Annotated in this window: 25 protein-coding genes; 13 read left to right on the top strand and 12 right to left on the bottom strand. The window is 66.3% G+C overall.

Going from position 1 to position 25,664, the window contains the following annotated elements; all coding sequences use genetic code 11:
* Positions 1 to 4: 4 nt before the first annotated feature.
* The gene (locus AC07UK_RS11360; RefSeq protein ID WP_436222563.1) at positions 5 to 1,819 is read right to left on the bottom strand and encodes a hybrid sensor histidine kinase/response regulator; all 1,815 of its coding nucleotides are present in this window, start codon (positions 1,817 to 1,819) and stop codon (positions 5 to 7) included.
* A gap of 228 nt (positions 1,820 to 2,047) precedes the next feature.
* Here AC07UK_RS11360 and AC07UK_RS11355 point away from each other — a divergent pair, with 228 nt between their 5' ends.
* From AC07UK_RS11355 to dut, 5 genes are all read left to right on the top strand, one after another.
* A complete protein-coding gene (locus tag AC07UK_RS11355; RefSeq protein ID WP_436222564.1) occupies positions 2,048 to 3,043 on the top strand; it encodes a bifunctional riboflavin kinase/FAD synthetase in 996 nt (331 codons plus the stop codon).
* A gap of 125 nt (positions 3,044 to 3,168) precedes the next feature.
* A complete protein-coding gene (gene ileS, locus AC07UK_RS11350; protein WP_494686487.1) occupies positions 3,169 to 6,063 on the top strand; it encodes an isoleucine--tRNA ligase in 2,895 nt (964 codons plus the stop codon).
* Complete coding sequence (gene lspA / locus AC07UK_RS11345; RefSeq protein ID WP_494686486.1) at positions 6,063 to 6,593, top strand: signal peptidase II; 531 nt, start codon at positions 6,063 to 6,065, stop codon at positions 6,591 to 6,593. Before ileS ends, lspA begins: the two co-directional genes overlap by 1 nt.
* A gap of 131 nt (positions 6,594 to 6,724) precedes the next feature.
* Positions 6,725 to 7,927, top strand: a complete 1,203-nt coding sequence (gene coaBC / locus AC07UK_RS11340; protein WP_436222567.1) for a bifunctional phosphopantothenoylcysteine decarboxylase/phosphopantothenate--cysteine ligase CoaBC — start codon at positions 6,725 to 6,727, stop codon at positions 7,925 to 7,927.
* Positions 7,928 to 7,998: 71 nt separating this feature from the next.
* Complete coding sequence (gene dut / locus AC07UK_RS11335) at positions 7,999 to 8,499, top strand: dUTP diphosphatase (RefSeq protein ID WP_494686485.1); 501 nt, start codon at positions 7,999 to 8,001, stop codon at positions 8,497 to 8,499.
* A 55-nt stretch (positions 8,500 to 8,554) separates the two neighbouring features.
* Here dut and AC07UK_RS11330 read toward each other — a convergent pair whose 3' ends face one another.
* The 4 genes from AC07UK_RS11330 to clpS form a co-directional block, all read right to left on the bottom strand.
* Entirely contained in the window at positions 8,555 to 9,403 is an 849-nt protein-coding gene (locus AC07UK_RS11330; RefSeq protein WP_436222568.1) for a VOC family protein, read from the bottom strand.
* A 42-nt stretch (positions 9,404 to 9,445) separates the two neighbouring features.
* Complete coding sequence (locus tag AC07UK_RS11325; protein WP_436222569.1) at positions 9,446 to 10,453, bottom strand: tripartite tricarboxylate transporter substrate binding protein; 1,008 nt, start codon at positions 10,451 to 10,453, stop codon at positions 9,446 to 9,448.
* Between the two features lie 176 nt (positions 10,454 to 10,629).
* Complete coding sequence (gene clpA / locus AC07UK_RS11320) at positions 10,630 to 12,924, bottom strand: ATP-dependent Clp protease ATP-binding subunit ClpA (RefSeq protein ID WP_010814997.1); 2,295 nt, start codon at positions 12,922 to 12,924, stop codon at positions 10,630 to 10,632.
* On the bottom strand, positions 12,921 to 13,247 hold the full coding sequence (gene clpS / locus AC07UK_RS11315) for an ATP-dependent Clp protease adapter ClpS (RefSeq protein ID WP_010814998.1): 327 nt from the start codon (positions 13,245 to 13,247) through the stop codon (positions 12,921 to 12,923). Before clpS ends, clpA begins: the two co-directional genes overlap by 4 nt.
* A gap of 513 nt (positions 13,248 to 13,760) precedes the next feature.
* Here clpS and AC07UK_RS11310 point away from each other — a divergent pair.
* On the top strand, positions 13,761 to 13,967 hold the full coding sequence (locus AC07UK_RS11310; protein WP_010814999.1) for a cold-shock protein: 207 nt from the start codon (positions 13,761 to 13,763) through the stop codon (positions 13,965 to 13,967).
* Positions 13,968 to 14,181: 214 nt separating this feature from the next.
* Here AC07UK_RS11310 and AC07UK_RS11305 read toward each other — a convergent pair whose 3' ends face one another.
* Positions 14,182 to 14,643 carry a VOC family protein gene (locus AC07UK_RS11305; RefSeq protein WP_013957885.1) on the bottom strand — a complete coding sequence of 154 codons (462 nt, stop codon included), beginning with the start codon at positions 14,641 to 14,643 and terminating at the stop codon, positions 14,182 to 14,184.
* A 148-nt stretch (positions 14,644 to 14,791) separates the two neighbouring features.
* Complete coding sequence (gene icd / locus AC07UK_RS11300; RefSeq protein WP_013957886.1) at positions 14,792 to 16,042, bottom strand: NADP-dependent isocitrate dehydrogenase; 1,251 nt, start codon at positions 16,040 to 16,042, stop codon at positions 14,792 to 14,794.
* A gap of 270 nt (positions 16,043 to 16,312) precedes the next feature.
* Between icd and AC07UK_RS11295 the strand changes: the two genes are divergently transcribed.
* From AC07UK_RS11295 to AC07UK_RS11285, 3 genes are all read left to right on the top strand, one after another.
* Positions 16,313 to 16,993, top strand: a complete 681-nt coding sequence (locus AC07UK_RS11295) for a pseudouridine synthase (RefSeq protein WP_494686484.1) — start codon at positions 16,313 to 16,315, stop codon at positions 16,991 to 16,993.
* Between the two features lie 84 nt (positions 16,994 to 17,077).
* Complete coding sequence (locus tag AC07UK_RS11290) at positions 17,078 to 17,272, top strand: hypothetical protein (protein ID WP_436222571.1); 195 nt, start codon at positions 17,078 to 17,080, stop codon at positions 17,270 to 17,272.
* 191 nt (positions 17,273 to 17,463) lie between these two features.
* On the top strand, positions 17,464 to 17,922 hold the full coding sequence (locus AC07UK_RS11285) for a DUF192 domain-containing protein (RefSeq protein WP_494686483.1): 459 nt from the start codon (positions 17,464 to 17,466) through the stop codon (positions 17,920 to 17,922).
* A 52-nt stretch (positions 17,923 to 17,974) separates the two neighbouring features.
* Here the strand turns inward: AC07UK_RS11285 and AC07UK_RS11280 are convergent, their stop codons facing one another.
* Complete coding sequence (locus AC07UK_RS11280) at positions 17,975 to 18,460, bottom strand: YajQ family cyclic di-GMP-binding protein (protein WP_013957890.1); 486 nt, start codon at positions 18,458 to 18,460, stop codon at positions 17,975 to 17,977.
* 124 nt (positions 18,461 to 18,584) lie between these two features.
* Between AC07UK_RS11280 and murB the strand changes: the two genes are divergently transcribed.
* Complete coding sequence (murB, locus tag AC07UK_RS11275; RefSeq protein WP_494686482.1) at positions 18,585 to 19,595, top strand: UDP-N-acetylmuramate dehydrogenase; 1,011 nt, start codon at positions 18,585 to 18,587, stop codon at positions 19,593 to 19,595.
* Between the two features lie 33 nt (positions 19,596 to 19,628).
* Here murB and ppnP read toward each other — a convergent pair whose 3' ends face one another.
* Both ppnP and argF read right to left on the bottom strand, forming a co-directional pair.
* A complete protein-coding gene (gene ppnP / locus AC07UK_RS11270) occupies positions 19,629 to 19,940 on the bottom strand; it encodes a pyrimidine/purine nucleoside phosphorylase (RefSeq protein WP_010815007.1) in 312 nt (103 codons plus the stop codon).
* Positions 19,941 to 20,025: 85 nt separating this feature from the next.
* Positions 20,026 to 20,949, bottom strand: coding sequence for an ornithine carbamoyltransferase (gene argF, locus AC07UK_RS11265; protein ID WP_013957893.1), 924 nt, complete (start codon positions 20,947 to 20,949; stop codon positions 20,026 to 20,028).
* A 438-nt stretch (positions 20,950 to 21,387) separates the two neighbouring features.
* Here argF and AC07UK_RS11260 point away from each other — a divergent pair, with 438 nt between their 5' ends.
* A complete protein-coding gene (locus tag AC07UK_RS11260) occupies positions 21,388 to 21,687 on the top strand; it encodes a DUF3579 domain-containing protein (protein WP_012353767.1) in 300 nt (99 codons plus the stop codon).
* 113 nt (positions 21,688 to 21,800) lie between these two features.
* Here AC07UK_RS11260 and rpsT read toward each other — a convergent pair whose 3' ends face one another.
* On the bottom strand, positions 21,801 to 22,067 hold the full coding sequence (gene rpsT, locus AC07UK_RS11255) for a 30S ribosomal protein S20 (protein ID WP_494686481.1): 267 nt from the start codon (positions 22,065 to 22,067) through the stop codon (positions 21,801 to 21,803).
* A gap of 327 nt (positions 22,068 to 22,394) precedes the next feature.
* Here rpsT and murJ point away from each other — a divergent pair, with 327 nt between their 5' ends.
* Positions 22,395 to 23,945 carry a murein biosynthesis integral membrane protein MurJ gene (murJ, locus tag AC07UK_RS11250; protein ID WP_436222574.1) on the top strand — a complete coding sequence of 517 codons (1,551 nt, stop codon included), beginning with the start codon at positions 22,395 to 22,397 and terminating at the stop codon, positions 23,943 to 23,945.
* 96 nt (positions 23,946 to 24,041) lie between these two features.
* On the top strand, positions 24,042 to 24,890 hold the full coding sequence (locus AC07UK_RS11245; protein ID WP_013957897.1) for a SirB1 family protein: 849 nt from the start codon (positions 24,042 to 24,044) through the stop codon (positions 24,888 to 24,890).
* 23 nt (positions 24,891 to 24,913) lie between these two features.
* On the opposite strand, the gene AC07UK_RS11240 is transcribed toward AC07UK_RS11245, so the two are convergent.
* Positions 24,914 to 25,567 carry a VTT domain-containing protein gene (locus AC07UK_RS11240; protein WP_013957898.1) on the bottom strand — a complete coding sequence of 218 codons (654 nt, stop codon included), beginning with the start codon at positions 25,565 to 25,567 and terminating at the stop codon, positions 24,914 to 24,916.
* Positions 25,568 to 25,664 lie beyond the last annotated feature (97 nt).

Here is a 25,664-nt window from a genome sequence, read left to right as displayed (position 1 = left end):
CGCCCTATGCCGGCCGCAGCCAGCGGCGCAGCAGCAGCCGCAGCGAAGCCGGGTCCACCGGCTTGGGCAGCACGAAATACCCCGCCTCTTCCGCCGCCGCCAGCGCGGCGGATTTCAGGTCGCCGGTCAGCAGCGCGCTGCGCGCCTGCGGCTGCGTGTTCTGCCAGCGCTCGAGCAAATCCAGTCCGTTCTCGCTGCCGGGCAGGCGCAGGTCGCAGAAGATGATGTCCGGGCGCAGGCCCCTGGCAAACAGCTTGTCGGCCTCGGCGCCGTGCGCGGCGCAGGCTACGCGGATGCCCCAGGCCTCCATCAGGGCGATCCAGGCCTTGCGGATCTGGCTGTCGTCGTCGACCACCAGCACCGTGCCCTGCAGGCGGTCGGGCTTGGCCTCTTCCGCCTGCGCCATCGCGCGCATCTCGCGCACGCTGGCCACGGTCTCGGCCGGTACCGTCGCCAGCGCGAACCAGAACACCGAACCCTTGCCCGGCACCGAGCGCACGCCATAGGTGCCGCGCATCAGGCGCACGCATTCCTTGAAGATGGCCAGCCCCAGGCCCAGGCCCTGCGACGGGTCGCGCTGCGGGTTATGGACCTGGTAGTACGGCGAAAAGATGTCGGGCAGGTGCTCGGGTGTCACGCCGGCGCCGGTATCCCAGACTTCCAGCCGCACATTCTTGCGGCGCTGGCGCGCGGTCACCAGCACGCCGCCGCGCTGGGTGTAGCGCAGCGCGTTCTGCACCAGGTTGAACAGGGCCCGGCGCAACAGCACCGGCTCGGCCATGGCGTACAGCTCGTCGGGCACGCGCGGGGTCAGGGTCAGGCCGCTTTCACGCGCATCGGCGGCAAACTGGCTCATCACGTCGCGGATCAGCGCGCCCAGCTCGCATGGCTCCAGCGTCGGCAGCACCTTGCGTCCTTCCAGCTTGGACAGGTCCAGCAGCGAACGGAACAAGAGGTCGATGGTCTGGGTGCCCGCCGCCACCTGCTCCACCAGCGGATGCAGTGCCGACGACTGGTTGCGCGCGCGCAGCGCCTCCACCAGCATCACCAGCGCATGCACCGGCTGGCGCAGGTCGTGGCTGGCGGCAGCCAGGAAGCGCGACTTCTCCTCGCTGGCATGCAGCGCGCGCTCTTTTTCCTCCTGGAACTGCTTGGCCAGGCGGCGGCTGTCGCCCTCGAGCTGGATGGCGCGCACCAGCGTGACCTGCAGGTTGAAGGCATGGCGCGACAGCATCCCCCCATAAATCACCAGCAGCCCCTGCACATAGACGCCATGGCCGGGAAAGGCGAATTCCGCCATCAGGATATTGGGCACCAGGATCGGCACGCCGGCATAGACCAGGTTCGACGGCACCGGCGCCTGTGACACCGCGCCGCCAGCCAGCACCCCAAGGGTCAGCAGGTACAACACGCTGGAGAACACCTCCGAGCCTGTATACAAATGCAGCAGCGCCGAGCTGCCCCAGGTCATGCCGGTCAGGAAGGCAACCGCGCGCATATTGTTCCACCACTTGCGCGTGTGCGCGGAACGGCTCATCGAGGCATGGTCGCGCTGGTAGCCGACGTAGAACCACAGGCCGCCGACCGTCAGCAGCAGCATCACCGCGCACCAGCCGAGCAAGGCCGAGTGGCTCACGTCGTTCCAGAATCCCAGTGTGGTCAGCGCGGGCAGCAGCACCGAGGCCACGATCGCCGTAGGCGAGTTCTTGTGCACGATGGCCATCAGCTTGGCGCGCGTCTCGACGTCGAGCTGGGCGGTCGCCTGAGGCAGGACTCGGGGCAGGAGCCGGGAAAAGAACCGGTTGGGCAGCGCTTTCAAGTGTGGCTGGCTTGGAATGGGCGGATAACGGGGGGCAGTAGGTGCCAGCGCCGAAGTGGAGCCGAAGTGGTCCATATCATGCCGCCTTTTGCGGCATCGCGCCATGCCGCGAGGGCCGGTTGCGGCACAAAAACAGCAGCGCGGCACCGGCCGCGGGCGGCGGGAGCGGCAAGCGGACCCATTCGCCTTATAATGCTCGCTTTACCTGAAACGTTTCCCGCCGTCCCCGTGAAAGTCTTCCGCGGCCTGCCCAACGCCGAAAGCCGGGCGCCCTGCGCGCTCACCATCGGCAATTTCGACGGTGTGCATCGCGGCCACCAGTCGCTGCTCGCGCGTGCGCGCGCAGCGGCGGATGCACGCGGCCTGCCGCTGTGCGTGATGACCTTCGAGCCGCATCCGCGCGAGTTCTTCACCCCGGACAAGGCCCCCACCCGCATCGCGCTGCTGCGCGACAAGCTGGAAAGCCTGCGCCGCAACGGCGTGGACCGGGTGGTGGTGGAACACTTCAACGCCCACTTCGCCGCCCAGTCGCCGCAGGCGTTCGTCGAGAACGTGCTGTGGCATGGCCTGCACGCGCGCTGGGTGCTGGTCGGCGACGACTTCCGCTTCGGCGCCAAGCGCGCCGGCGACTTTACCTACCTGCAGGAAGCCGGGCGCCACTACGGCTTCGATGTCGAGCAGATGGGCTCGGTGTCCGAAGGCGGCATCCGCATCTCCAGCTCGGCGGTGCGCCAGGCGCTGGCTGACGGCGACCTGGAGCATGCCCGGCGCCTGCTCGGTCACGGCTATGCCATCAGCGGTCACGTGATCCACGGCCGCAAGCTGGGCCGCGACCTGGGCTTCCCGACGCTGAACCTGCGCATCTCGCACAAGCGGCCGGCAGTCAGCGGCATCTTCGTGGTGCAGGTGCACGGCATCGCCGACCAGCCCCTGCCGGGCGTGGCCAGCATCGGCGTGCGCCCCACCATCGAGGACGCCGGCCGGGTGCTGCTGGAAGTCCACCTGTTCGATTTCAAAGAGAACCTGTACGGCAAGCTGGTACGGGTCGAATTCATGAAGAAGCTGCGCGACGAAGCGCGCTTCGACAACCTGGACCAGCTCACCGCCGCCATCGCCAAGGACAGCGCCGATGCGCGCGCCTTCTTCGGCCTGACCGCCCCGGGCGCGGCCGAAGGCAGCGGCGGGCGCGACTTCGCCACCTCCGCCACCGACCGAATTAGGTAGCGGCCGGCGCCTGCCCGCATGCCAGTGGCGCGGGCCCGGCACGCACGCCGCCTGCCCCAGTCTTTCCGCGCGCCCGCCGGCCTGCCGCCGCCCGCGCGCCAACCCGAATTGCCCTGAGAATCGAAATGTCTGACGACAAACGCGCCAAGCCCGAGAAAAGCAAGTATCCCGTCAACCTGCTCGACACGCCCTTCCCGATGCGTGGCGACCTGCCCAAGCGCGAGCCGCAGTGGGTCAAGCAGTGGCAGGACAAGCAGCTCTACAAGAAGATCCGCGCGGCGCGCAAGGGCGCGAAGAAGTTCGTGCTGCATGACGGCCCGCCGTATGCCAACGGCGACATCCATATCGGCCACGCCGTCAACAAGGTGCTCAAGGACATGATCATCAAGGCGCGCGGCCTGACCGGGCTGGACGCCGTCTACGTGCCGGGCTGGGACTGCCACGGCATGCCGATCGAGATCCAGATCGAGAAGAAGTTCGGCAAGGGCCTGCCGGTGCAGGAGGTCCAGGCCAAGGCGCGCGCCTACGCCACCGAGCAGATCAAGCGCCAGATGGTGGATTTCGAGCGCCTGGGCGTGCTGGGCGACTGGGACCACCCCTACCTGACCATGAACTACAGCAACGAGGCGGATGAACTGCGCGCACTCGGCAAGATCATGGAGAAGGGCTATGTGTTCCGCGGCCTGAAGCCGGTGAACTGGTGCTTCGACTGCGGCTCGGCGCTGGCCGAGGCCGAGGTCGAATACAAGGACAAGGTCGACCTGTCGATCGACGTGGGCTTCCCGTTCGCGCAAGCCGACAAGCTGGCGCACGCCTTCAAGGTGCCCTTCGAGCAGCTCGACGGCAAGCCCGGCTGGATCGTGATCTGGACCACCACGCCGTGGACCATCCCGAGCAACCAGGCGCTGAACGTGCACCCGGAAGTGGAATACGCGCTGGTCGAGACCCCGCGCGGCTACCTGATCCTGGCCACCGAGCGCGTCGAGGAGCAGCTGAAGGTCTACGGCCTGGAAGGCAAGGTCGTGGCCACCACCACCGGCGCGGCACTGTCGGAAATCCGCTTCCACCACCCGCTGGCGAAGATGGACGCGGGCTATGACCGCCTGTCGCCGGTCTACCTGGGCGACTACGTCACGACGGACACCGGCTCGGGCATCGTGCACTCGGCGCCGGCCTACGGCGTGGAAGACTTCCAGTCGTGCAAGGCGCACGGCATGGCCGATTCGGACATCATCAGCCCGGTGATGGGCAACGGCGTCTATGCCGGCACGCTGCCGCTCTTTGGCGGGCTGTCGATCTGGGACGCCAACCCGAAGATCGTCGAGGTGCTGCAGGCCTCGGGCAACCTGTTCAATTCGCACAAGTACACCCACAGCTACATGCACTGCTGGCGCCACAAGACGCCGATCATCTACCGCGCCACCTCGCAGTGGTTCGCGGGCATGGACGTGGACCCGGCCGACGAGAACGGCAAGACCGGCCCCACCCTGCGCGAGACCGCGCTGGCCGGCATCGACGCCACCGAGTTCTTCCCGGCCTGGGGCAAGCAGCGCCTGCACAACATGATCGCCAACCGGCCGGACTGGACGCTGTCGCGCCAGCGCCAGTGGGGCGTGCCGATGGCCTTCTTCCTGCACAAGGAAACCGGCGCGCTGCACCCGCGCACGCCGCAGCTGCTGGAAGAAGTGGCAAAGCACGTCGAACAGCACGGCATCGAAGCCTGGCAGACGCTGGATCCGAAGGAACTGCTCGGCGACGAGGCCAGCCAGTACGAAAAGAATCGCGACACGCTGGACGTCTGGTTCGACTCCGGCACCACGCACTGGACCGTGGTCCGCGGCTCGCACCGCGACGACCTGTACGATCCGTCTGCCGATACGCCCGATGGCCGCCTCGCCGACCTGTACCTGGAAGGCTCGGACCAGCACCGCGGCTGGTTCCACTCGTCGCTGCTGACCGCGTCGATGCTGTACGGCAAGCCGCCCTACAAGGCGCTGCTGACGCACGGCTTCACCGTCGACGGCGAAGGCCGCAAGATGTCCAAGTCGGTCGGCAACACCGTGGCGCCGCAGGACATCACCAACAAGATGGGCGCCGAGATCATCCGCCTGTGGGTGGCCTCGACCGACTACTCCGGCGAGCTGTCGATCTCGGACGAGATCCTTAAGCGCGTGGTGGAAAGCTACCGCCGCATCCGCAACACGCTGCGCTTCCTGCTGTCCAACCTGTCCGACTACGACCACGCCAGGCACGCGCTGCCGGCGTCGGAATGGCTGGAGATCGACCGCTACGCCGTGGCGCTGACCGCGCAACTGCAGCAGGAAGTGCTGTCGCACTACGAGTCGTATGAATTCCACCCAGTGGTGTCCAAGCTGCAGACCTTCTGCTCCGAGGATCTGGGCGGCTTCTACCTCGATGTGCTGAAGGACCGCCTGTACACCACCGCGCCGGACTCCAAGGCCCGCCGCGCGGCGCAGAACGCGCTGTACCACATCACCCAGGCGATGCTGCACTGGATGGCGCCGTTCCTGTCGTTCACCGCCGAGGAAGCGTGGCAGATCTTCGCCCACGGCACCGAGCACACCGACACCATCTTCACCAGCACCTACTACGCGGTGCCGGAAGTCGACGACGGCGCCGACGACCTGCTGCAGAAGTGGCACACGCTGCGCGAAGTGCGCGCCGAGGTCACCAAGCAGCTGGAAGCGGTGCGCGTGGAAGGCGAGATCGGCTCGTCGCTGCAGGCCGAGCTGACGATCCAGGCCGGCGGCCCGGTGCTGGACGCGCTGCAGAGCCTGGGCGACGACCTGCGCTTCGTGCTGCTGACCTCGTCGGCCAAGGTAACGCACGCGCCCGAGGCCGGCGACCTGCTGGTCACGGTGACCCCGTCGGCCCATGCCAAGTGCGAGCGCTGCTGGCACTACCGCGCCGATGTCGGCCACAACCCGGACCATCCGACCCTCTGCGGGCGCTGCGACAGCAACCTGTTCGGCGCCGGTGAACACAGGAGCCATGCCTGATGGCATCGACCACGTCCCGTTCCGCCCGCCCGGCCCGCCGCAACAACAAGGCCGCCGGCAGCACCACCCCGCTGCTGTGGATGGCCTTCGCGCTGCTGGTGGTAGTGCTCGACCAGTTCCTCAAGATCGTCATCGTGCGCACCTTCACCTATGGTGAATCGCGCCCGGTGACCAGCTTCTTCAACCTGGTGCTGGTCTACAACAAGGGCGCGGCGTTCAGCTTCCTGGCCGATGCCGGTGGCTGGCAGCGCTGGTTCTTCACCGGTCTTGGCCTCGTGGTGGGCGCGTTCATCGTCTGGCTGCTGTACCGCCATACCGGCCAGCGCATGTTCTGCTTCGCGGTGTCGCTGATCCTGGGCGGCGCGGTCGGTAACGTGATCGACCGCGTGGTCTACGGGCACGTGGTCGATTTCCTGGACTTCTATGTGCGCAACTACCACTGGCCTGCCTTCAACGTGGCCGACTGCGCGATCACGGTCGGCGCGGTACTGCTGATCGTGGACGAGCTGCGGCGGGTGCGGCGCCACTGAGCGCCGCCAGACCACAGCAGGTGATGACAGGGCCGCGAATGCGGCCCTGATGCCATCCGGTGCCGCTGCCTGCAGCAGCCAGGACGCTCAGCCGGTATCATGCCGTTTCCCACCCTTTGACGAGCCTTACCATGGATTTGCGCGGCAAGCACATCGTTCTCGGCCTGACCGGCGGCATCGCCTGCTACAAGTCGGCCGAACTGGTCCGCCTGCTGACCAAGGCCGGCGCCACCGTGCAGGTGGCCATGACCGAGGCGGCGACGCATTTCATCACGCCGGTGACGATGCAGGCCCTGTCCGGCCGGCCGGTCTTCCTGTCGCAGTGGGATGCCCGCATCGACAACAACATGGCGCACATCGACCTGTCGCGCGAGGCCGACGCCATCGTCATCGCCCCGGCCTCGACCGATTTCATGGCGCGCCTGGCCAACGGGCTGTGCGACGACCTGCTCAGCACCCTGTGCATCGCGCGCGACTGCCCGCTGCTGGTGGCGCCGGCGATGAACCGCCAGATGTGGGCCGCCCCCGCCACCCAGCGCAACGCCGCGCAGCTGCGCGCCGACGGCGTGATGATCCTGGGCCCTGGCAGCGGCGACCAGGCCTGCGGCGAGGTCGGCGACGGCCGCATGCTGGAACCCGAAGAGCTGCTCGACGACATCATCGCCTTCTTCCAGCCCAAGCCGCTGCAGGGCAGGCGCGTGCTGATCACCGCCGGCCCGACCTTCGAGGCGATCGACCCGGTGCGCGGCATCACCAACCTGTCGTCCGGCAAGATGGGCTTCTCGATCGCGCGCGCGGCGCGCGAGGCCGGCGCCGAGGTGCTGCTGGTGGCCGGCCCCACCGGCCTGCCCACCCCGCGCGGCGTGGTCCGCACCGACGTGCGCAGCGCGCAGCAGATGCATGACGCGGTGATCGCGCAGCTGCACGGCGTGGATGTCTTTGTCGCCGTGGCCGCGGTGGCGGACTGGCGCCCGGCTGAAGTCGCGCAGCAGAAGCTGAAGAAGGCCAACGATACCGACACCCCCACGCTGCAGTTCGTGCAGAACCCCGACATCCTGGCCTCGGTCGCGGCGCGGGCCGACGCACCCTACTGCGTCGGCTTTGCCGCCGAGAGCGAGAACCTGGAGCAGTACGGCGAGCAGAAGCGCCAGCGCAAGGGCGTGCCGCTGCTGGTCGGCAATATCGGCCACCATACCTTCGGCCTGGACGACAACGAGATCGTGCTGTTCGACGCCGCCGGCATGACGCGGCTGCCGCGTGCCGACAAGCTGTCGCTGGCGCGCCAGCTGGTGGCGGCGATCGGCCAGCGCCTGCCCGGGCGCGCACGGCCCTGATCGCGGGCGCGCGTCCGGTATCATGCGCGGCTGCCACCTATTCCGTTGAACCGATTTCCCCCAGGATTCCCATGACCCAGCCACTGAACCCGACCGTCGAAATCAAGGTGCTCGATGCGCGCCTGAATGAATGGGGCCTGCCCGCCTACCAGAGCGAAATGGCCGCCGCCATCGACCTGCATGCCTGCGTCGACGCCCCGGTATCGATCGCGCCGGGCACGCCCGCGCAACTGGTGCCGGCCGGCATCGCCCTGCACATGGGCAACCCGTACATGGCCGCGACCATCGTGCCGCGCTCGGGCCTGGGCCACAAGAAGGGCCTGGTGCTGGGCAATTCGATCGGCGTGATCGATGCCGACTACCAGGGCCAGATCATGGTCAGCGTGTGGAACCGCAATGCGCCCGGCACCGAGCCGATCGTGATCCAGCCGGGCGAGCGCATCGCGCAGATGATGTTCGTGCCGGTGCTGCGGCCGGTGTTTTCGACGGTGGCAGAATTCAGCGAAGACAGCGAACGCGGCGCGGGCGGCTTTGGCTCGACCGGCGTACATCACGCCAAGGCCAGCGCCTGACGCAGCCTAAGGCCGCACAAGACACTGTGCGCCCCGCGGGGCGCCAGTTTGCATTTCAGCCCTGCTGCTCGAACAGCAGCGCCACGCCGCTGGCGGCATCCGCCAGCACCAGGGTCTCGCGCGGGCCCAGATCGTGGGTCGGCACACCCTGTTCGCGCCAGCCGGCACGCGCCGCCGCCAGGTCATCGGTGCGCAGGCGGATCGCCGCGTAGCCCGGCCCCTCGCGCCGGATATGCGCGGTGCCGGTGGCCGAAGCCAGCGCCTGCGGCGTGCTGACCACCAGCGTGGCATCGTCCAGCGCCAGGCTGCAGACATGTTCGCTCAGCTGCGTCAGCTCGCCGCCGGTCAGCTCCGCATAGGCGCGCGCGGCGGCGTCCACCAGCGCGGGCGCCACCACCAGGAACATGGTGGCGATGCTGTGCGCGCCGTTGGCATGGCGGGTCCATTCGGGCCGCCACAGCAGTTCGGGCGTACGGTGCTCGCAGACGAAGTAGCGCGCGCCCGGCGCATCGTCGAGCGCGGTCACGCGAAAGGTGGCCGGGTGCTCGCTGCCGTCATCCAGCCGCACCGGACGCGAGAACTCGATCGGGTCCGAGGTGTGCCAGCCCGCCGCGCGCAGCCGTGACGCGGTGGCAAAGGCATCGGCGCTCTTGCACGACATCGCCGCGCAGCCGCCGCCGTGCGCCTGCGCATCCCAGTAGTACTGGCGGCTGGGGCTGGGCGCGGTCACGTGCAGCAGCTCAAGGTAGTCCCGCCGCAGCATGATGCAGTGGTTCTGCGAGCCGAGCGTGTGGTAGCCGCGCGGCGTCAGCGTAAAGCCGAGCCGGCGCCAGGCCTGGGCCCCGGCATCGAGGTCTGGGCACACCACCACGGCGTGGTCGAACATTTCCGCTTGCGTTGCCATCGGCATCCTCTCGGTTTCACGGCGCACCGGCGCCGGACATCATCATTCGAACTGGATATTGGCCTTGTGCGCCACGGCCTGCCATTTGTCATGCTCGCGGCGCACCAGGTTGCCGAGGTCGGCCGGGCTGCCGCCCACGATCTCGAAGCCCTGCGCGGCCAGCGCATCGACCACCCGCGGCTGGCGCAATGATTCGACCAGCGCGTCGTGGATGCGCGTGACCGTGGATGCCGGCAGGCCGGCCGGGCCGAATACGCCGATCCAGGAGTAGGCCTCGAAACCCTTGAGCCCCTGCTCGGCCACCGTCGGCACCTGCGGCAGCTGGCGCAGCCGGCTGGTGCCGGTCACGCCCAGCACCTTGATGGTGCGGGCGGCCACGTGCGCCTGCACCGCGGCGTAGCTGCTGAAGAAAATATCGACCTCATTGGACAGCACCGCCTGCACGGCCGGGCCGCCGCCCTTGTAGGGCACATGCAGCATGTGCACGCCGGCTTCGGTCGCCAGTGCCTCGGCCGCCAGCTGGTTCAGGCTGCCGATGCCGGACGAGGCGTAGCGCACGCCGTCGGGCCTGGCCTTGGCCAGCGCCACCAGCTCGCGCACATTGGCCACGGGCAGCGCGGGATTGGCGGCAATCACCAGCGGAAAGCGCACCAGCTGCGAGATTGGCGAGAAATCGCGGAAGGTGTCGTAGGGCAGCTGCTTGTAGGCGAAAGGGTTGATGGCGTGGGTGTCGAAGGCCATCAACAGAGTGGTGCCGTCCGGCTTCGCGCGCGCCACGGTGCTCGATGCGATCAGGCCGCCGGCACCCGGCTTGTTGTCGACCACCACAGTCTGCCCCAGCGCCGCCTTCAGCCCGGGCTGCAGCTGCCGGGCCACGATGTCGACGCTCCCGCCAGGCGGGAACGGCAGCACCAGCGCGATCGGGCGGTTGCCCGCCGGCGGTTCGGCGCCGGTGGCGGTAGCGGCGTGAAGCATCGGGACGGGCATGGCACCCAGCGGCAGGATCTTGAGCAGCAGGCGGCGGCGCCGCGTGCGTTCGGCAGAGGACATCAGGGTTTTCAGGCTGGATTCCTGGCCGGTTGCGCGGCCAGCCGCGGCCGCAAACCCGTGCCCCGACGGGCATGGCCGGCGGCCGCCGGGACAAAAAGAAAAGGGGCGGCATGACTGCCGCCCCCGTATTTTGCCCGATGACCGGCCACGTTGCAGGCAACGCGGCCGATAACCGCTCAGGCTTCGGCGCGCTGTTCCTCGGGCGCCTCGGGCGGTTCCGGCTCGATCTCGGAGAAATCGAGCTTGATCTGGTCCTGCTCGTCCAGGTCCACCACCACCTTGCCGCCCGAAACCAGCCGGCCGAACAGCAGCTCGTCGGCCAGGGCCTTGCGGATCATGTCCTGGATCAGGCGCTGCATCGGGCGCGCGCCCATCAGCGGATCGAACCCCTTGTGCGCCAGGAACTTGCGCAGCTTCTCGGTAAAGCTGGCCTCCACCTTCTTCTCGTGCAGCTGCTCTTCCAGCTGCATCAGGAATTTGTCGACCACGCGCAGGATGATCTCCTCATCCAGCGACCGGAAGCTGATCATGGCATCCAGGCGGTTACGGAATTCCGGCGTGAACATGCGCTTGATGTCGGCCATCTCGTCGCCCTGCTCGCGCGAGCTGGTGAAGCCGATGGTGGCGCGGTTCATGGTCTCCGCCCCCGCGTTGGTGGTCATGATGATGATCACGTTGCGGAAGTCGGCGCGACGGCCATTGTTGTCGGTCAGCGAACCATGGTCCATCACCTGCAGCAGGATATTGAAGATATCCGGGTGCGCCTTCTCGATTTCGTCCAGCAGCAGCACGCAGTGCGGCTTCTTGGTGACGGCCTCGGTCAGCAGGCCGCCCTGGTCAAAGCCGACGTATCCCGGCGGCGCGCCGATCAGGCGGCTCACCGCGTGGCGTTCCATGTACTCGGACATGTCGAAGCGCAGCAGCTCGATGCCCATGATGAAGGCGAGTTGCTTGGCGACCTCGGTCTTGCCCACGCCCGTGGGGCCGGAGAACAGGAACGAGCCGATCGGCTTGTCGGTCTTGCCCAGGCCGGCGCGCGACATCTTGATCGCCGAGGCCAGTGCCTCGATCGCCGGGTCCTGGCCGAACACCACCGACTTCAGGTCGCGGTCCAGCGTCTGCAGCTTGCTGCGATCGTCCTGGTTCACGCTCTGCGGCGGGATGCGTGCGATGCGAGAGACGATGTCCTCGATCTCGCCCTTGCCGATGGTCTTCTTCTGCTTGGACTTCGGCAGGATGCGCTGCGCCGCGCCGGCTTCGTCGATCACGTCGATCGCCTTGTCGGGCAGGTGGCGGTCGGTAATGAAGCGGGCCGACAGCTCCGCTGCCGCGGTCAGCGCCGAGGCCGCGTACTTGACGCCATGGTGCTCCTCGAAGCGCGACTTCAGGCCGCGCAGGATCTGCACGGTCTGGTCCACCGAGGGTTCGACCACGTCGATCTTCTGGAAGCGCCGCGACAGCGCCGCGTCCTTCTCGAAGATGCCGCGATATTCCGTGAAGGTGGTCGCGCCGATGCACTTGAGCTGGCCCGACGACAGCGCCGGCTTGAGCAGGTTGCTGGCGTCCAGCGTCCCGCCCGAGGCAGCGCCCGCGCCGATCAGCGTGTGGATCTCGTCGATGAACAGGATCGCGTTCGGATTGTCCTTGAGCGACTTCAGCACGCCCTTCAGGCGTTGTTCGAAGTCACCACGGTACTTGGTGCCGGCCAGCAGCGCTCCCATGTCGAGCGAGTAGACGGTGGCCTTTTCCAGGATGTCCGGCACCTCGTTCTTGGTGATGCGCCACGCCAGGCCCTCGGCGATCGCGGTCTTGCCGACGCCGGCCTCGCCGACCAGCAGCGGGTTGTTCTTGCGCCGGCGGCACAGCACCTGGACCACGCGCTCGACTTCGCTCTCGCGGCCGATCAGCGGGTCGATCTTGCCGGCCTTGGCCAGCGTGTTCAGGTTCTGGGTGTATTGCTCGAGCGGGCTTTCCTTGCCGTCGCCGCCCTCGCCTTCGCCGGCGGCATCGCCATGCTTGGCGGGCTCGGACTGGTCCTTGCGGATGCCGTGGCTGATGAAATTGACCACGTCCAGGCGCGTTACGCCCTGCTGCTGCAGGTAATAGACCGCGTGCGAATCCTTCTCGCCGAATATCGCGACCAGCACGTTGGCACCCGTCACTTCCTTCTTGCCGTTGGAAGTGGACTGGACGTGCATGATCGCGCGCTGGATCACGCGCTGGAAACCGAGTGTGGGCTGGGTATCGACCTCGTCGGTACCCGGCACCACCGGCGTGTTATCCGCGATGAAGTTCTTCAGGCTGGTGCGCAGGTCTTCTATATTGGCCGCGCAGGCGCGCAAGACTTCCGCTGCCGTGGGATTGTCTAGCAATGCCAGCAGCAGGTGCTCCACGGTAATGAACTCGTGGCGTGCCTGCCTGGCTTCGACAAACGCCATATGCAGGCTCACTTCCAATTCTTGCGCAATCATGCTTCCTCCATCACGCACTGCAGGGGATGCCCCGCCTGCCGCGCGTGCGTTGACACCAGCTCGACCTTGGTCGCTGCAATATCCCTGGTGTAGATACCGCAGACGCCCTTTCCTTCCCGGTGCACGGTGAGCATGATCTGCGTCGCCGTTTCCCGGTCCCTGCTGAAATACTGCTGCAGGATCATCACTACAAACTCCATCGGAGTGTAGTCGTCATTAAGCAGCACCACCTTGAACATGGCGGGCGGTTTAAGCGCCTGCTCTTTCCGCTCCAGGATGGTGCCCGCTTCGCGTTGTGGAACATTCGCAAGCCGTGTAGCCATGGCTTTATTCTAACCCTTACTCGCAACTCTGCAATTTGGGGAAAAGGCGCCGGATTCAAGAGCCGGGTCACCTGTTTCCGATGGTGGAAGGACGCGGGATTTCACGCGGGAGGCATTGCAAGGCACGTGGCCGGCGCGGCGGGACAGCATCCACGGCAGCCCTGGCGCATGCCGCCAAGGTACCACCAGGTGCCGTCCGATTCCCGCCACACCCTGCTGGCAGTGGGGAATCCGCCAACTTGACAGTATCCGGCTTTGCCAGAAGAATCGTTCGCACACCTGCCGACGGCCAACGAGCCAAAGCAACAGCCGAGGCAGGTGATCCGTGAGCAGGGAGGCCACGGCCGCCGCGGCGGCGAGTCAGCATCGAGACTGTCCGCCACGCGATTGCACCTCGCCGCGCGTCATCGCCTGCCGCACCTCAGGACGCGGCAGGTCATGGCGCCGCAGTCCGTGCCGTCTGGCCGGCAAGGCTTCCCCGCTTTGAAATCTGCTATTTCGTTGGGGGAGTATATGGCAAGCGGTATCGTCAAATGGTTCAATGACGCCAAGGGCTTCGGGTTCATCAAGCCAGACGAGGGCGAAGAAGAACTGTTTGCGCACTTTTCGGCTATCCAGATGTCCGGCTTCAAGACGCTGAAGGAAGGTCAACGCGTCTCGTTCGAGGTGGTCCAGGGCCCCAAGGGCAAGCAAGCCACCAATATCCAGGACGCCAGCTAAAGCGCGCCGCGACCGCATCCCGGCCGCAGAGCCGCGGAGCGGTCAACCAGGGTGTGGGGGGGCTCCCCCGGGACGGGATCGATGCCAGCACCCCGCGTTGCCGCCACGGCGGCGCGGCGGGTGCCGGCTCGGATCAGCTGCACGCACCACATCCGACGGAAAGCCCGGCCTCGAGCCGGGCTTTCTGCTTTTTGGGCCCCCGGGGTCCGGGCCATCAGGCCCAGCCGTCGATCTTCAGCCCGCTGGCCTGCTCGGCCTCTTCCCTGGTGACCTTGCGCACAGTCTGGCCAAAGGTCCAGACATGTCCCTCCGTGTCCCGGGCCGTGTAGGTCCGGTCGCCGTAGAACTCGTCCTGCGGTTCGCGCAGGATCACGGCCCCGGCGGCGCGCGCGTGCTCGCAATGCTGGTCCAGCCCTTCCTGCAGATGCACGTGCAGGGTCTGGGTATTCTTGCCTCCGATCGAGGCCGGGCTGGCGGTAAAGTCCGCCCACTCGCTGCCCACCATCAGGTAGCTGTCGCCGAAGCGCATTTCAGAATGCACCAGCTGGTCCTGCTGGTCGCGGATCACCATGACCCGCTCAAAGCCGAAGGCGCGCTCCAGCCAGTCCAGGGCCGCCAGCGGATCCTTGTAGAAGAGGGCCGCACCGAACGCGGTGCGGCGGAAGGGATCGTCCATGCCTGTCTCCTCGGGCCGCCAGGCCCGTCAGTCCAACCCCTGACGTTCTAGGCAACACTGGCGCCCGGGGCAAGAAAAAACCCCGGCGCCGACCAGGCGGCACCGGGGTTTTCCTTGGCAGGTCGCCCGCCGCAGCGGGAGTTCGTGCTTACATATTGTCGATCATCACCTGGCCAAAGCCCGAGCACGACACCTGCGTCGCGCCTTCCAGCAGGCGGGCGAAGTCGTATGTCACCTTCTTGGACAGGATCGACTTCTCCATCGACGAGATGATCAGGTCCGCGGCTTCGGTCCAGCCCATGTGACGCAGCATCATTTCGGCCGACAGGATTTCAGAGCCCGGGTTGACGTAGTCCTTGCCGGCGTACTTCGGCGCGGTGCCGTGGGTGGCCTCGAACATGGCGACCGAGTCAGACATATTGGCGCCCGGGGCGATGCCGATGCCGCCGACCTGCGCGGCCAGCGCGTCGGAGACATAGTCGCCGTTCAGATTCAGCGTGGCGATCACCGAGTATTCGGCCGGACGCAGCAGGATCTGCTGCAGGAAGGCGTCGGCAATGGCGTCCTTGACCACGATGTCCTTGCCGGTCTTCGGGTTCTTGAACTTGCACCACGGGCCGCCGTCGACCAGCTCGGCGCCGAATTCCTTTTGCGCCAGCTCGTAGCCCCAGTCACGGAAGCCACCTTCGGTGAACTTCATGATGTTGCCCTTGTGCACCAGCGTCACCGACGGCTTGTCGTTGTCGATGGCGTACTGGATCGCCTTGCGCACCAGGCGCTCGGTGCCCTCGCGCGAGACCGGCTTGATGCCGATGCCCGAGGTCGCCGGGAAGCGGATCTTCTTCACGCCCATCTCGTTCTGCAGGAAGGCGATCAGCTTCTTGGCCTGGTCGCTCTCGGCCGCCCATTCGATACCGGCGTAGATATCCTCCGAGTTCTCGCGGAAGATCACCATATCGGTCTTTTCCGGCTCACGCACCGGCGAGGGCACGCCCTTGAAGTAGCGCACCGGGCGCAGGCAGACGTACAGGTCCAGCTGCTGGCGCAGCGCCACGTTCAGCGAGCGGATGCCGCCGCCCACCGGCGTGGTCAGCGGGCCCTTGATCGAGACCACATAGTCCTTGAGCACCTCCAGGGTTTCGTCCGGCAGCCACACGTCCGGGCCGTAGACCTTGGTCGACTTCTCACCGGCGTAGATCTCCATCCAGGCAATCTTGCGCTTGCCGCCATAGGCCTTGGCCACGGCCGCGTCGACCACCTTGATCATCACCGGAGTGATATCGAGGCCCGTACCGTCGCCTTCGATATAAGGAATGATCGGATTGTCCGGGACATTCAGCGAAAAATCCTGGTTGACCGTGATCTTTTCGCCGGCCGGAACCTTGATATGTTGGTACATGACGTCTCCAGTACGGAACGGTTGTGACTGCCGCCGGTTCGTGGCCGGTCGGCGAGATTCGGGGAGAGGGCGCTGAGGCATTGTAGCGGGCCTTACCGCACACCCGTGCTGCATTGCATCACCCTGGCGCCACCCTGGGCTGCCTTCAGTCTTATATAAGACACAAGACTAATTTCGTATTATGCAGCAATTTTTCATCATCCGCCAATCGGGCCGGACCCCAGATCCTCTCCCCCGCCTCTGCGCGCCACTGCGGCATACTTGCGCCCCATGACCCTGATTGCCCTGAACAAGCCGTTTGGCACCATGAGCCAGTTCTCGGAACACCCGACGCGCCCGACGCTGGCCGCGTGCGTGAGCGTGCCCGGCGTCTACCCGGCCGGGCGGCTCGATGCCGACAGCGAGGGCTTGCTGCTGCTGACCGACGACGGCGCGCTGCAGGCCCGCATCGCCGACCCGCGCCACAAGCTGGAGAAGACCTACCTGGCACAGGTCGAAGGCATTCCCGATGCCGCCGCGCTGGCCCGGCTGCGCGCCGGGGTAAACCTGGGCGACTTCGTCACGCAGCCGGCCAGGGTACGCGCGATCGAGGCGCCCGACTGGCTGTGGCCGCGCCAGCCGCCGGTGCGCTTTCGCGCGGCGATCCCGACCGCGTGGCTGGAACTGACGATCCGCGAGGGCAAGAACCGGCAGGTGCGCCGCATGACCGCCGCGGTCGGCTTTCCCACGTTGCGGCTGGTGCGGGTCGGGATCGGCCCGCTTGACCTGCGCGCCCTGGGGCTTGCGCCCGGCGAAAGCTGCGAGGTGTTCGCCGCCCAACTGGGACTGGCGGCCGTTGCTCGGCATGCCCGGCCGGATCCGGCGCGGCGGCCCGATGTATCGAAAGCCAGGACGGATGACCCCAAGCGCCGCTCTCGTTACAAAAAAAAACAAATCGCGGGTCAACCCTGACGGCAACGGCCTCGTTCTTGTCGGGGACACGTCCTATCACGCGTCATCATTTCCGACTTTTCTTATCCTTCGAGGTAATACGCCATGAAAAAACTGATCGCTGCTCTGGTTGTTGGCCTGTTCGCCACCGGCGCCTTCGCCCAGGCTTCGGCACCTGCTGCTGCCGACACTGCAGCGCCCGCGGCCACCAAGGAAGCCCCGAAGGCCGCCAAGAAGAAGACCAGCACCAAGAAGCACAGCAAGAAGAAGGCCGCCGCGTCGGCCCCGGCTGCCCAGTAATTGCTGGCGCCCTACCTGCCCCGTGCGTGCGCGAGGCAGGAAAGAAATGGCAGGCTGCCGCCAGGCGCCTGCCTTTTTTATTGCCGGTATAGGATTGTCGAGGTGCGGCGTACCATCGGCCGCACATCAGCATGCCGCGTGTGCGCTATGCTTGCGGCTGCCGCGGCCCGCGCCATTTCAGACTGAACACCATGTCCTTCCTGTCCAAGACGCTGTTGCCACGATGCTCCTCCCTTGCCGGCCTGCTCGCGCTGAGCGCCGGGATCGCGCACGCGCAGGCCGCGCTGCCGATGGTGCCGCTCACTGCGGGCATGTTTGCGATCAAGGCGGAGGTTGCCGCCACGCCGGCGGCACGCGAGCAGGGACTGATGTACCGCACGACCATGGCCCCCAACGCCGGCATGCTGTTCGTGTTCGAGCAGAAGGCTGGGCACTGCTTCTGGATGCGCAACACCGAGCTGCCGCTGTCGATCGCCTTCCTGGCCGATGACGGCACCATCGTCAATATCGAGGACATGGCGCCGCGCACGGAGAGCAACCATTGCCCGAAGGCGGCGATCCGCTATGCGCTGGAAATGAACAAGGGATGGTTCACGCAGAAAGGCATCAAGGCCGGCGCGAAAATCGGCGGACTGCCGCAGCCTCGCTGAGGGCGGCAGCGCCAGGCGGCGCCGGCAGGAGCGCCGGCGCGGAGGGCAAGGGTCAGTCGCGGAAGTTGTTGAAATCCAGCGGCGCCTCGGACACGTCCTTGCGCAGCATCGCCATCACGCTCTGCAGGTCGTCGCGCTTGGCGCCCGACACGCGCACGGCATCGCCCTGGATGCTGGCCTGCACCTTGATCTTGCTGTCCTTGATGATGCGCACGATCTTCTTGGACAGGTCGCCGGTCACGCCCTTCTTGATCGTGATCACCTGCTTGACCTTGTCGCCGCTGATCTTGTCGATCTTGCCGTAGTCCAGGAAGCGCACGTCCACGTTGCGCTTGGCCATCTTGTTGATCAGCACATCCTTGACCTGGCTCAGCTTGAAATCATCGTCGGCAAAGGCAGTCAGTTCATTTTCCTTCTGCTCGACCCGGGCGTCCGAGCCCTTGAAATCGAAGCGCGTCGAGATTTCCTTGTTGGCCTGTTCGACGGCGTTCTTCACCTCGACCATGTTCGCTTCGCACACTACATCAAACGACGGCATTGCATTCTCCTTGTGATCCGTATGCCCGGAAGCCGCCGCGCACGGCGCCTTCCGTATAATCCAGCCTACCTCGCAGTTCCGGGTCGCTTGCCCACCAGCGGCGGCCGCGTCACCTTTTCCTTGCATGGCAGATTTCCACGAATTCTATCCCCTGCGTCGCCACAATACATTCGGATTCGACGCGCGCGCGCGCTTTGCAGTGCATGTGCGCAGCGAAGCCGACCTGACCGCGGCACTGGCCGACCCGCGTGCCGACGGCCTGCCACTGGTGGTCCTGGGCGGCGGCAGCAATGTGGTGCTGACCGGCGACCTGGACGCGCTGGTGCTGCTGATGGAAATCCCCGCCTACCAGCCGGAAGAGACTGGCGATGCCTGGCTGGTCACCGCCGGCGCCGGCGAGAACTGGAACGCGCTGGTCAACCGCACCATCGCCGACGGCATGCCCGGGCTGGAAAACCTGGCGCTGATCCCCGGCACCGCGGGCGCAGCGCCAATCCAGAACATCGGCGCCTACGGGGTGGAACTGCGCGAGCGCTTCGAAGGCGTGCGCGCCTATGACCGCCACACCGGCGCATTCGTCTGGCTGGACCTGCGGGCGTGCGGCTTCGGCTACCGCGACAGCCTGTTCAAGCGCGCCGGCGCCGGCCGCTACATCATCACGGCGGTGACGCTGAGCCTGCCCAAGGCGTGGCAACCGGTGCTGTCGTACGGGGAACTGGCGCGCGAACTGGATGGCCGGGCTGCGCCCGATGCGGCCACGATTCGCGACGCCGTGGTCGCGATCCGCTCGCGCAAGCTGCCCGACCCGGCGCAAGTCGGCAATGCCGGCAGCTTCTTCAAGAACCCGCTGGTCAGCGCGGCACAGCGCGACGCGCTGTTGCAGGCCAATCCGGACCTGGTCAGCTACGCGCAGCCGGACGGCAGCTACAAGCTGGCCGCCGGCTGGCTGATCGACCGCTGCGGTTTCAAGGGCGTCAGCGACGGCCCGGTGGGCGTCTATGGCAAGCAGGCGCTGGTGCTGGTGCACCACGGCGGCGGCACCGGCGCGATGCTGCTGGCGCTGGCCAACCGCATCGCCGATGCGGTGCAGGCACGCTTTGGCGTGCGCATCGAACCGGAACCGGTGGTGCTGTAAAGCAGGCGGGCCAGGACTGACCCGCCGCGCCTGTCACGCGAAGTGGCAGACGTAGTCCAGCGTTTCCTGCACCTCGATATCGAAGCTGCTGTTGCCCGGCACGCTGAACTGCTGGCCCGCGCCGTAGGTCTGCCAGTCTTCCGAACCGGCCAGGCGCACGCGGCAGGTGCCGGCATTGATTTCCATGATCTCGGGCGCGCCGGTGTTGAAGGTCAGCGCGGCCGGGAAGATCACGCCCAGCGTCTTGCGGGTGCCGTCCGGGAACAGCACGGTGTGGCTGACGCACTTGCCGTCAAAGTACAGGTTGGCTTTCTTGACGACCGACACGTTGTCGAACTGGCTCACTTCCATCTCCTTGGGTTTCTGTCCGAAAGACGTAAAAAGAGGGGCCATCGCGGCCCCTCCCCTGTTCACTCCGCGCCGCGCTGGTTCAGTAGCGGCCGCAGAGCAGGTATTCCATCAGCGCCTTCTGCACGTGCAGGCGGTTCTCGGCCTCTTCCCAGACCACGCTCTTGGGGCCGTCGATCACGGCGGCCTCGACTTCCTCGCCGCGGTGCGCCGGCAGGCAGTGCATGAAGAGCGCGTCGGACTCGGCGCGGTCCATCATCGGGGTGGTGACCATCCAGTCCTTGAAGGCGCGCTTGCGGGCGTCGTTCTCGGCCTCGAAGCCCATGCTGGTCCAGACATCGGTGGTGACCAGGCTGGCGCCCTGGCAGGCCGTGAGCGGATCGTCGAAGACCTTGACCAGGCCCGCGGCAGACGCCGGCACCATGGCCGGATCGAGCTGGTAGCCCGGCGGCGCCGAGAAATGGAAGGAGAAGCCCAGACGCTCGGCTGCCTGGATCCAGGTGTAGGCCATGTTGTTGGCATCGCCGATCCACGCCACGGTCTTGCCGCGGATGCTGCCGCGCTGCTCGATGTAGGTGAAGACGTCGGCCAGCACCTGGCACGGGTGGTATTCGTTGGTCAGGCCGTTGATCACCGGCACGCGCGAATGCGCGGCAAAGCGCTCGATGATGTCCTGGCCGAAGGTGCGGATCATGATGATGTCGACCATGCGCGAGATCACCTGCGCCGCATCCTCGATCGGCTCGCCGCGGCCCAGCTGCGAGTCGCGCGTGTTCAGGAACACCGCGTGGCCGCCCAGCTGGTGGATGCCGGCTTCGAACGACAGGCGCGTACGCGTGGAATTCTTCTCGAAGATCATGGCCAGCGTGCGGTCGTGCAGCGGGTGCCAGGTCTCGTAGTTCTTGAACTTGGCCTTCAGGATCCGCGCGCGATCCAGCAGGTACTCATACTCGTCGGGAGTGAAGTCGCTGAACTGGAGGTAATGCTTGATCGGGGTTGAGCTCATAAAACAAAGAAGGCGGCTCGGTGGGGACGCGCCGTCACGAAGTGTTCATGACTCAAGCGCGCCGCGGAGCCGCCTTTCGCGTCGCATACGCAATTTAACTGCAAGAATCATAAGGGATTATTTCTGCTTTGGCGAGTCCGGGACAACCCGGCACGAACTCGCACCCTGCCCCGGTGCGGTGCCGCTGACAGGCTCCCGACAGGATTTCGCCCTTATGCGCAACTCTTATATAAGATATAATACCCGCTGATTCACGCGGGGCCCGGCACACCCATGCCGCTGCCCGCCGCCGGCATCAAAAGTGCCCCCGCAAGACACCGACGCCCCGCCTTCCGGCTGGAACCAGCGCGAAACAAACGCGCCCCGGCCGCGTCAAACGGGCGCCCGTCCAGCGGGTTTACCGTCGAGTCATCCGCCTCACCCGCAGTGTCCAGCCTCATGAACCCCAACGTTCGCGAATACTTTATCCAAGGCATTACCAAGGAAGGCAAGACCTTCCGCCCGAGCGACTGGGCCGAACGGCTGTGCGGCGTGATGGCGCAGTTCCGCCCCGAGGGCGACAGCGGCGACCCGCGCCTGACCTACTCCCCTTACGTGCGGCCGATCTTCGCCGGCAACGTCAAATGCGTGGTGGTGGACGTGCGGCTGCGCGACATTGAACCCAAGGCGCTGGATTTCGTTCTGAATTTTGCGCGCGACAACAACCTGCAGCTGGTGGAAGCCTGTTCGCTGGAATAAGCCTGCCGGCCTGGTGCCGGAAAGCAAAAAAGCTCGTCGCATGACGAGCTTTTTTGTTGGCGGATGCCTGGGCACCCGCCTCTGCTGGACCGCCGGGGCGGCCCGGGCAGCGATCAGGCAGCCATCGACTTGATGGCAGCCGACAGGCGCGACTTGTGACGTGCAGCCTTGTTCTTGTGCACGATCTTCTTGTCGGCGATGCTGTCGATCACGGCTTGCGAGCTCTTGAAGATCTCGGCGGCAGCGGCCTTGTCGCCAGCGTCGATGGCCTTGCGGACGGCCTTGACGGCGGTGCGCAGACGCGAACGCAGGCTGGAGTTGTGAGCGTTCTGGGCAACGGCCTGGCGGGCGCGCTTGCGAGCTTGTGCGGAATTTGCCATGTAAAAATATCCTGAATTCAGATGCGTGCCGCGGGGGACACAACAATTAAGTCATATCGAGCGACCCGGGATGCACTGACACACGAATCCGGAACGCAACTGTCCTTGTGAATCGGCAATTATACACAGATGCCGGCACACAAAGCAACACGACGGACACTTTGCCAGCTCGGGCCGGGCGGGTGCCGGGCCGATCCGTATAATAAGCGCCACATTGTGCCGGGGCACGTGGCGCGCCGGCAACTTTATCGCCCGGACCGCGTCTCAGAGGCGTCCCCAGCACGCGGTGCGCCCGCACCAATCCACCGTCCCGCACCGACCCGCACCTTGAACCTGCTCAAAGCGCTCGCCACCATCAGCAGCCTGACGATGCTCTCGCGCATCACCGGCCTCGTGCGCGAGATCCTGATCGCCCGCGCCTTTGGCGCGTCGGAGATGACCGACGCGTTCAACGTGGCCTTCCGCATTCCCAACCTGCTGCGCCGCATTTTCGGCGAAGGCGCGTTCTCGCAGGCCTTCGTGCCGATCCTGGGCGAATACCACGCCAAGCGCGGCGACGAGCCGACCAAGGCACTGATCGACGCCGTCGCCACGGTCATGACCTGGGTGCTGATGGGCGTGTCACTGCTTGGCGTGATCGGGGCGCCTCTCGTGATGACCGCGGTCGCCACCGGCTTCCGCGGGCAAAGCGAGACCTATACCGCGGCCGTGTTCATGACGCGGGTGATGTTCCCGTATATCGGCCTGATCTCGCTGGTGGCGCTGGCGTCCGGCATCCTCAATACCTGGCGCAAGTTCGCGGTGCCGGCCTTCACGCCGGTGCTGCTGAACCTGTGCCTGATCATCGCGGCCCTGTTCGTCGGCCCGCACATGGACCAGCCGATCTACGCGCAGGCGTGGGGCGTGCTGGTTGGCGGCGTGCTGCAGCTGGCGATCCAGGTGCCGGCGCTGCGGCGCCTGGGCGTGATGCCGCGGCTGAGCTTCAAGCTGCGCGCGGCGTGGTCTGATCCCGGCGTGCGCCGCATCCTGCGGCAGATGGGGCCGGCGCTGCTGGCCGTGTCGGTGGCGCAGATCAGCCAGATCATCAATACCAATATCGCCTCGCGGCTGGCCGCGGGCAGCGTCTCGTACCTGACCTATGCCGACCGGCTGATGGAGTTCCCGACCGCGCTGCTGGGCGTGGCGTTGGGGACGATCCTGCTGCCGAGCCTGTCCAAGGCCAACGCCTCGGGCGACCATGCCGAGTACTCGAGCCTGCTCGACTGGGGCCTGCGCCTGACCTTCCTGCTTGCGGTGCCCTGCGCGGTTGGGCTGTTCGTGTTCGGCGCGCCGCTGACCGCCGTGCTGTTCAACTACGGCAAGTTCGACGCCCACGCGGTCGAGATGACGCGCCAGGCGCTGGTTTCGTACGGCGTCGGCCTGATGGGGCTGATTTCGATCAAGATCCTGGCGCCTGGCTTCTATGCGCGCCAGGATATCCGCACGCCGGTGAAGATCGCGCTGCTGGTGCTGGTGATCACGCAGGCCTGCAACTATGCGTTCGTGCCGTGGATCGGCCATGCCGGGCTGGCGCTGTCGATCAGTGCCGGCGCCACCATTAACGCGCTGCTGCTGTTCTTCGGCCTGCGCCGGCGCGGCCTGTACCGGCCGGCGCCGGGCTGGTGGCTGTTCCTGGCGCAGCTGGGCGCCTCGGTGCTGCTGCTGTCCGGCATGCTGCTCTGGTTCGCGCGCAACTTCGACTGGATCGGGCTGGGCGCAACGCCGCTTCTGCGCATCGCGCTGCTGGCTTCGTGCCTGGTACTTGCAGCGGTGGTCTACTTCGGTACACTGTGGCTCATGGGACTGCGCTACTCTGCCTTCAGGCGCCGCGCCGGCTGATGGGCCAGCGAATCTGCCAACGCATGGGCCACCTAATGAGCCGGCAATGGTGACCCACGCTGCGCGCGGTGCCGGCGGCTGCACCGGGAAACCGACATGACATCCACCAAAGTCCTGGATTATTTCGCCAGCCTCGTGGCCGACGAAAACGGCATCCCGCTGACCGAAACCGCGCTGTCCATCGCGCAGGACGCCTACCCCGACCTGGACCTGCAGGCCGAGCTTGCGGCGCTGGACGTGCTGGCGCTGCGCCTGAAGCGCCGGATCGCCGAAGGCACCCCCGCGATCCAGCGGCTGCGCCTGCTGAACCATTTCTTCTATCGCGACCTGGGTTTCGGCCCGAACGCGAACGACTACTACGACCCCGACAACTCCTACCTGAACGTGGTGCTGCGCCAGCGCCGCGGCATCCCGATCTCGCTTGCGGTGCTGTTTATGGAGCTGGGCCAGCAGATCGGCCTGCCGCTCAAGGGCGTATCGTTCCCCAACCATTTCCTGCTGCGCATGACGATTCCGGCCGGCGAGGTGATACTGGATCCGCTCACCGGCGAGACCCTGTCGAAGGAACAGCTGCAGGAAATGCTGGATCCGTACCTGGAGCGTGAAGGGATCAGCGATGCCAGCCAGGTGCCGCTGGGCTTGTTCCTGCGCGCGGCCAGCCACCGCGAGATCGTCGCGCGCATGTTGCGCAACCTGAAGGCGATCTACCTGCAGGAGTCGCGCTGGCAGCGGCTGCTGGCGGTGCAGAACCGCCTGGTGATCCTGCTGCCGGGTTCGATCGAGGAAGTGCGCGACCGGGGCCTGGCCTATGCCAACCTGGAGTGCTTCCGCCCCGCGCTGGCCGACCTGGAAGCCTATGTTCTGGCCCGGCCTGATGCGGCCGATATCGGCCAGATCCGCGAGCGCATGCCCGCACTGCGGATGATGAGCCGCAGCCTCAACTGAAGAGGCTGCGTGGCCTCACTGGCTCAGCGCTCCACGCGCGAAGGCCGGCGGCGATTGCCGCGCACCAGCTTCCACAGCCCGCCCAGCACCAGCGGCACCACTGCCGCCCCGATGCCGGCCAGCACGATCAGGTTCAGGTACTGGCGGATAAACGGCAGGTTGCCGAAGAAGTAGCCGGCGAACACCAGGCCCACCACCCAGGCCACGGCGCCGACCACGTTGAACATCTGGAAGCGCGCAAAGGTCATCTGCGACACGCCCGCCACGAACGGCGCAAAGGTGCGCACGATCGGCACGAAGCGCGCCATCACCAGCGTCTTGCCGCCGTGCCGCTCATAGAAGTCATGGGTGCGGCGCAGCGCATCCTGGTCCAGGAAGCGCCACTGGTGGTCGAACACCTTGGGCCCGATCCAGCTGCCCACCAGGTAGTTGACGGTATTGCCGGAGATCGCCGCCACCAGCAGCAGGCCGATCAGCGCCCACTCGTTCATCGCGCCGGTTGCGCAGAAGGCGCCCGCGATAAACAGCAGCGAGTCGCCCGGCAGGAACGGCACGACCACCAGACCGGTTTCGGCAAAGACGATCAGGAACAGGATGGCATAGACCCAGTGGCCGTACTGGTCGATGACCGTGCCGAGGTATTTGTCGACATGCACCAGCATGTCGATGAGCTGCAAAGCGAGATCCAAGTCGTTCCCCGTTGATGGTTTGGTTGACTGCGTTCGGTCCGATGCGGCCCGGGCCGCCCTGGCCTGAATCATACAAGAGCCGCCG

The sequence above is a fragment of the Cupriavidus sp. GW821-FHT07C08 genome (assembly GCF_059419025.1).
The sequence above is the reverse complement of the archived record's forward strand: the minus strand, read 5'-3'. Positions and strand labels throughout refer to the sequence as shown.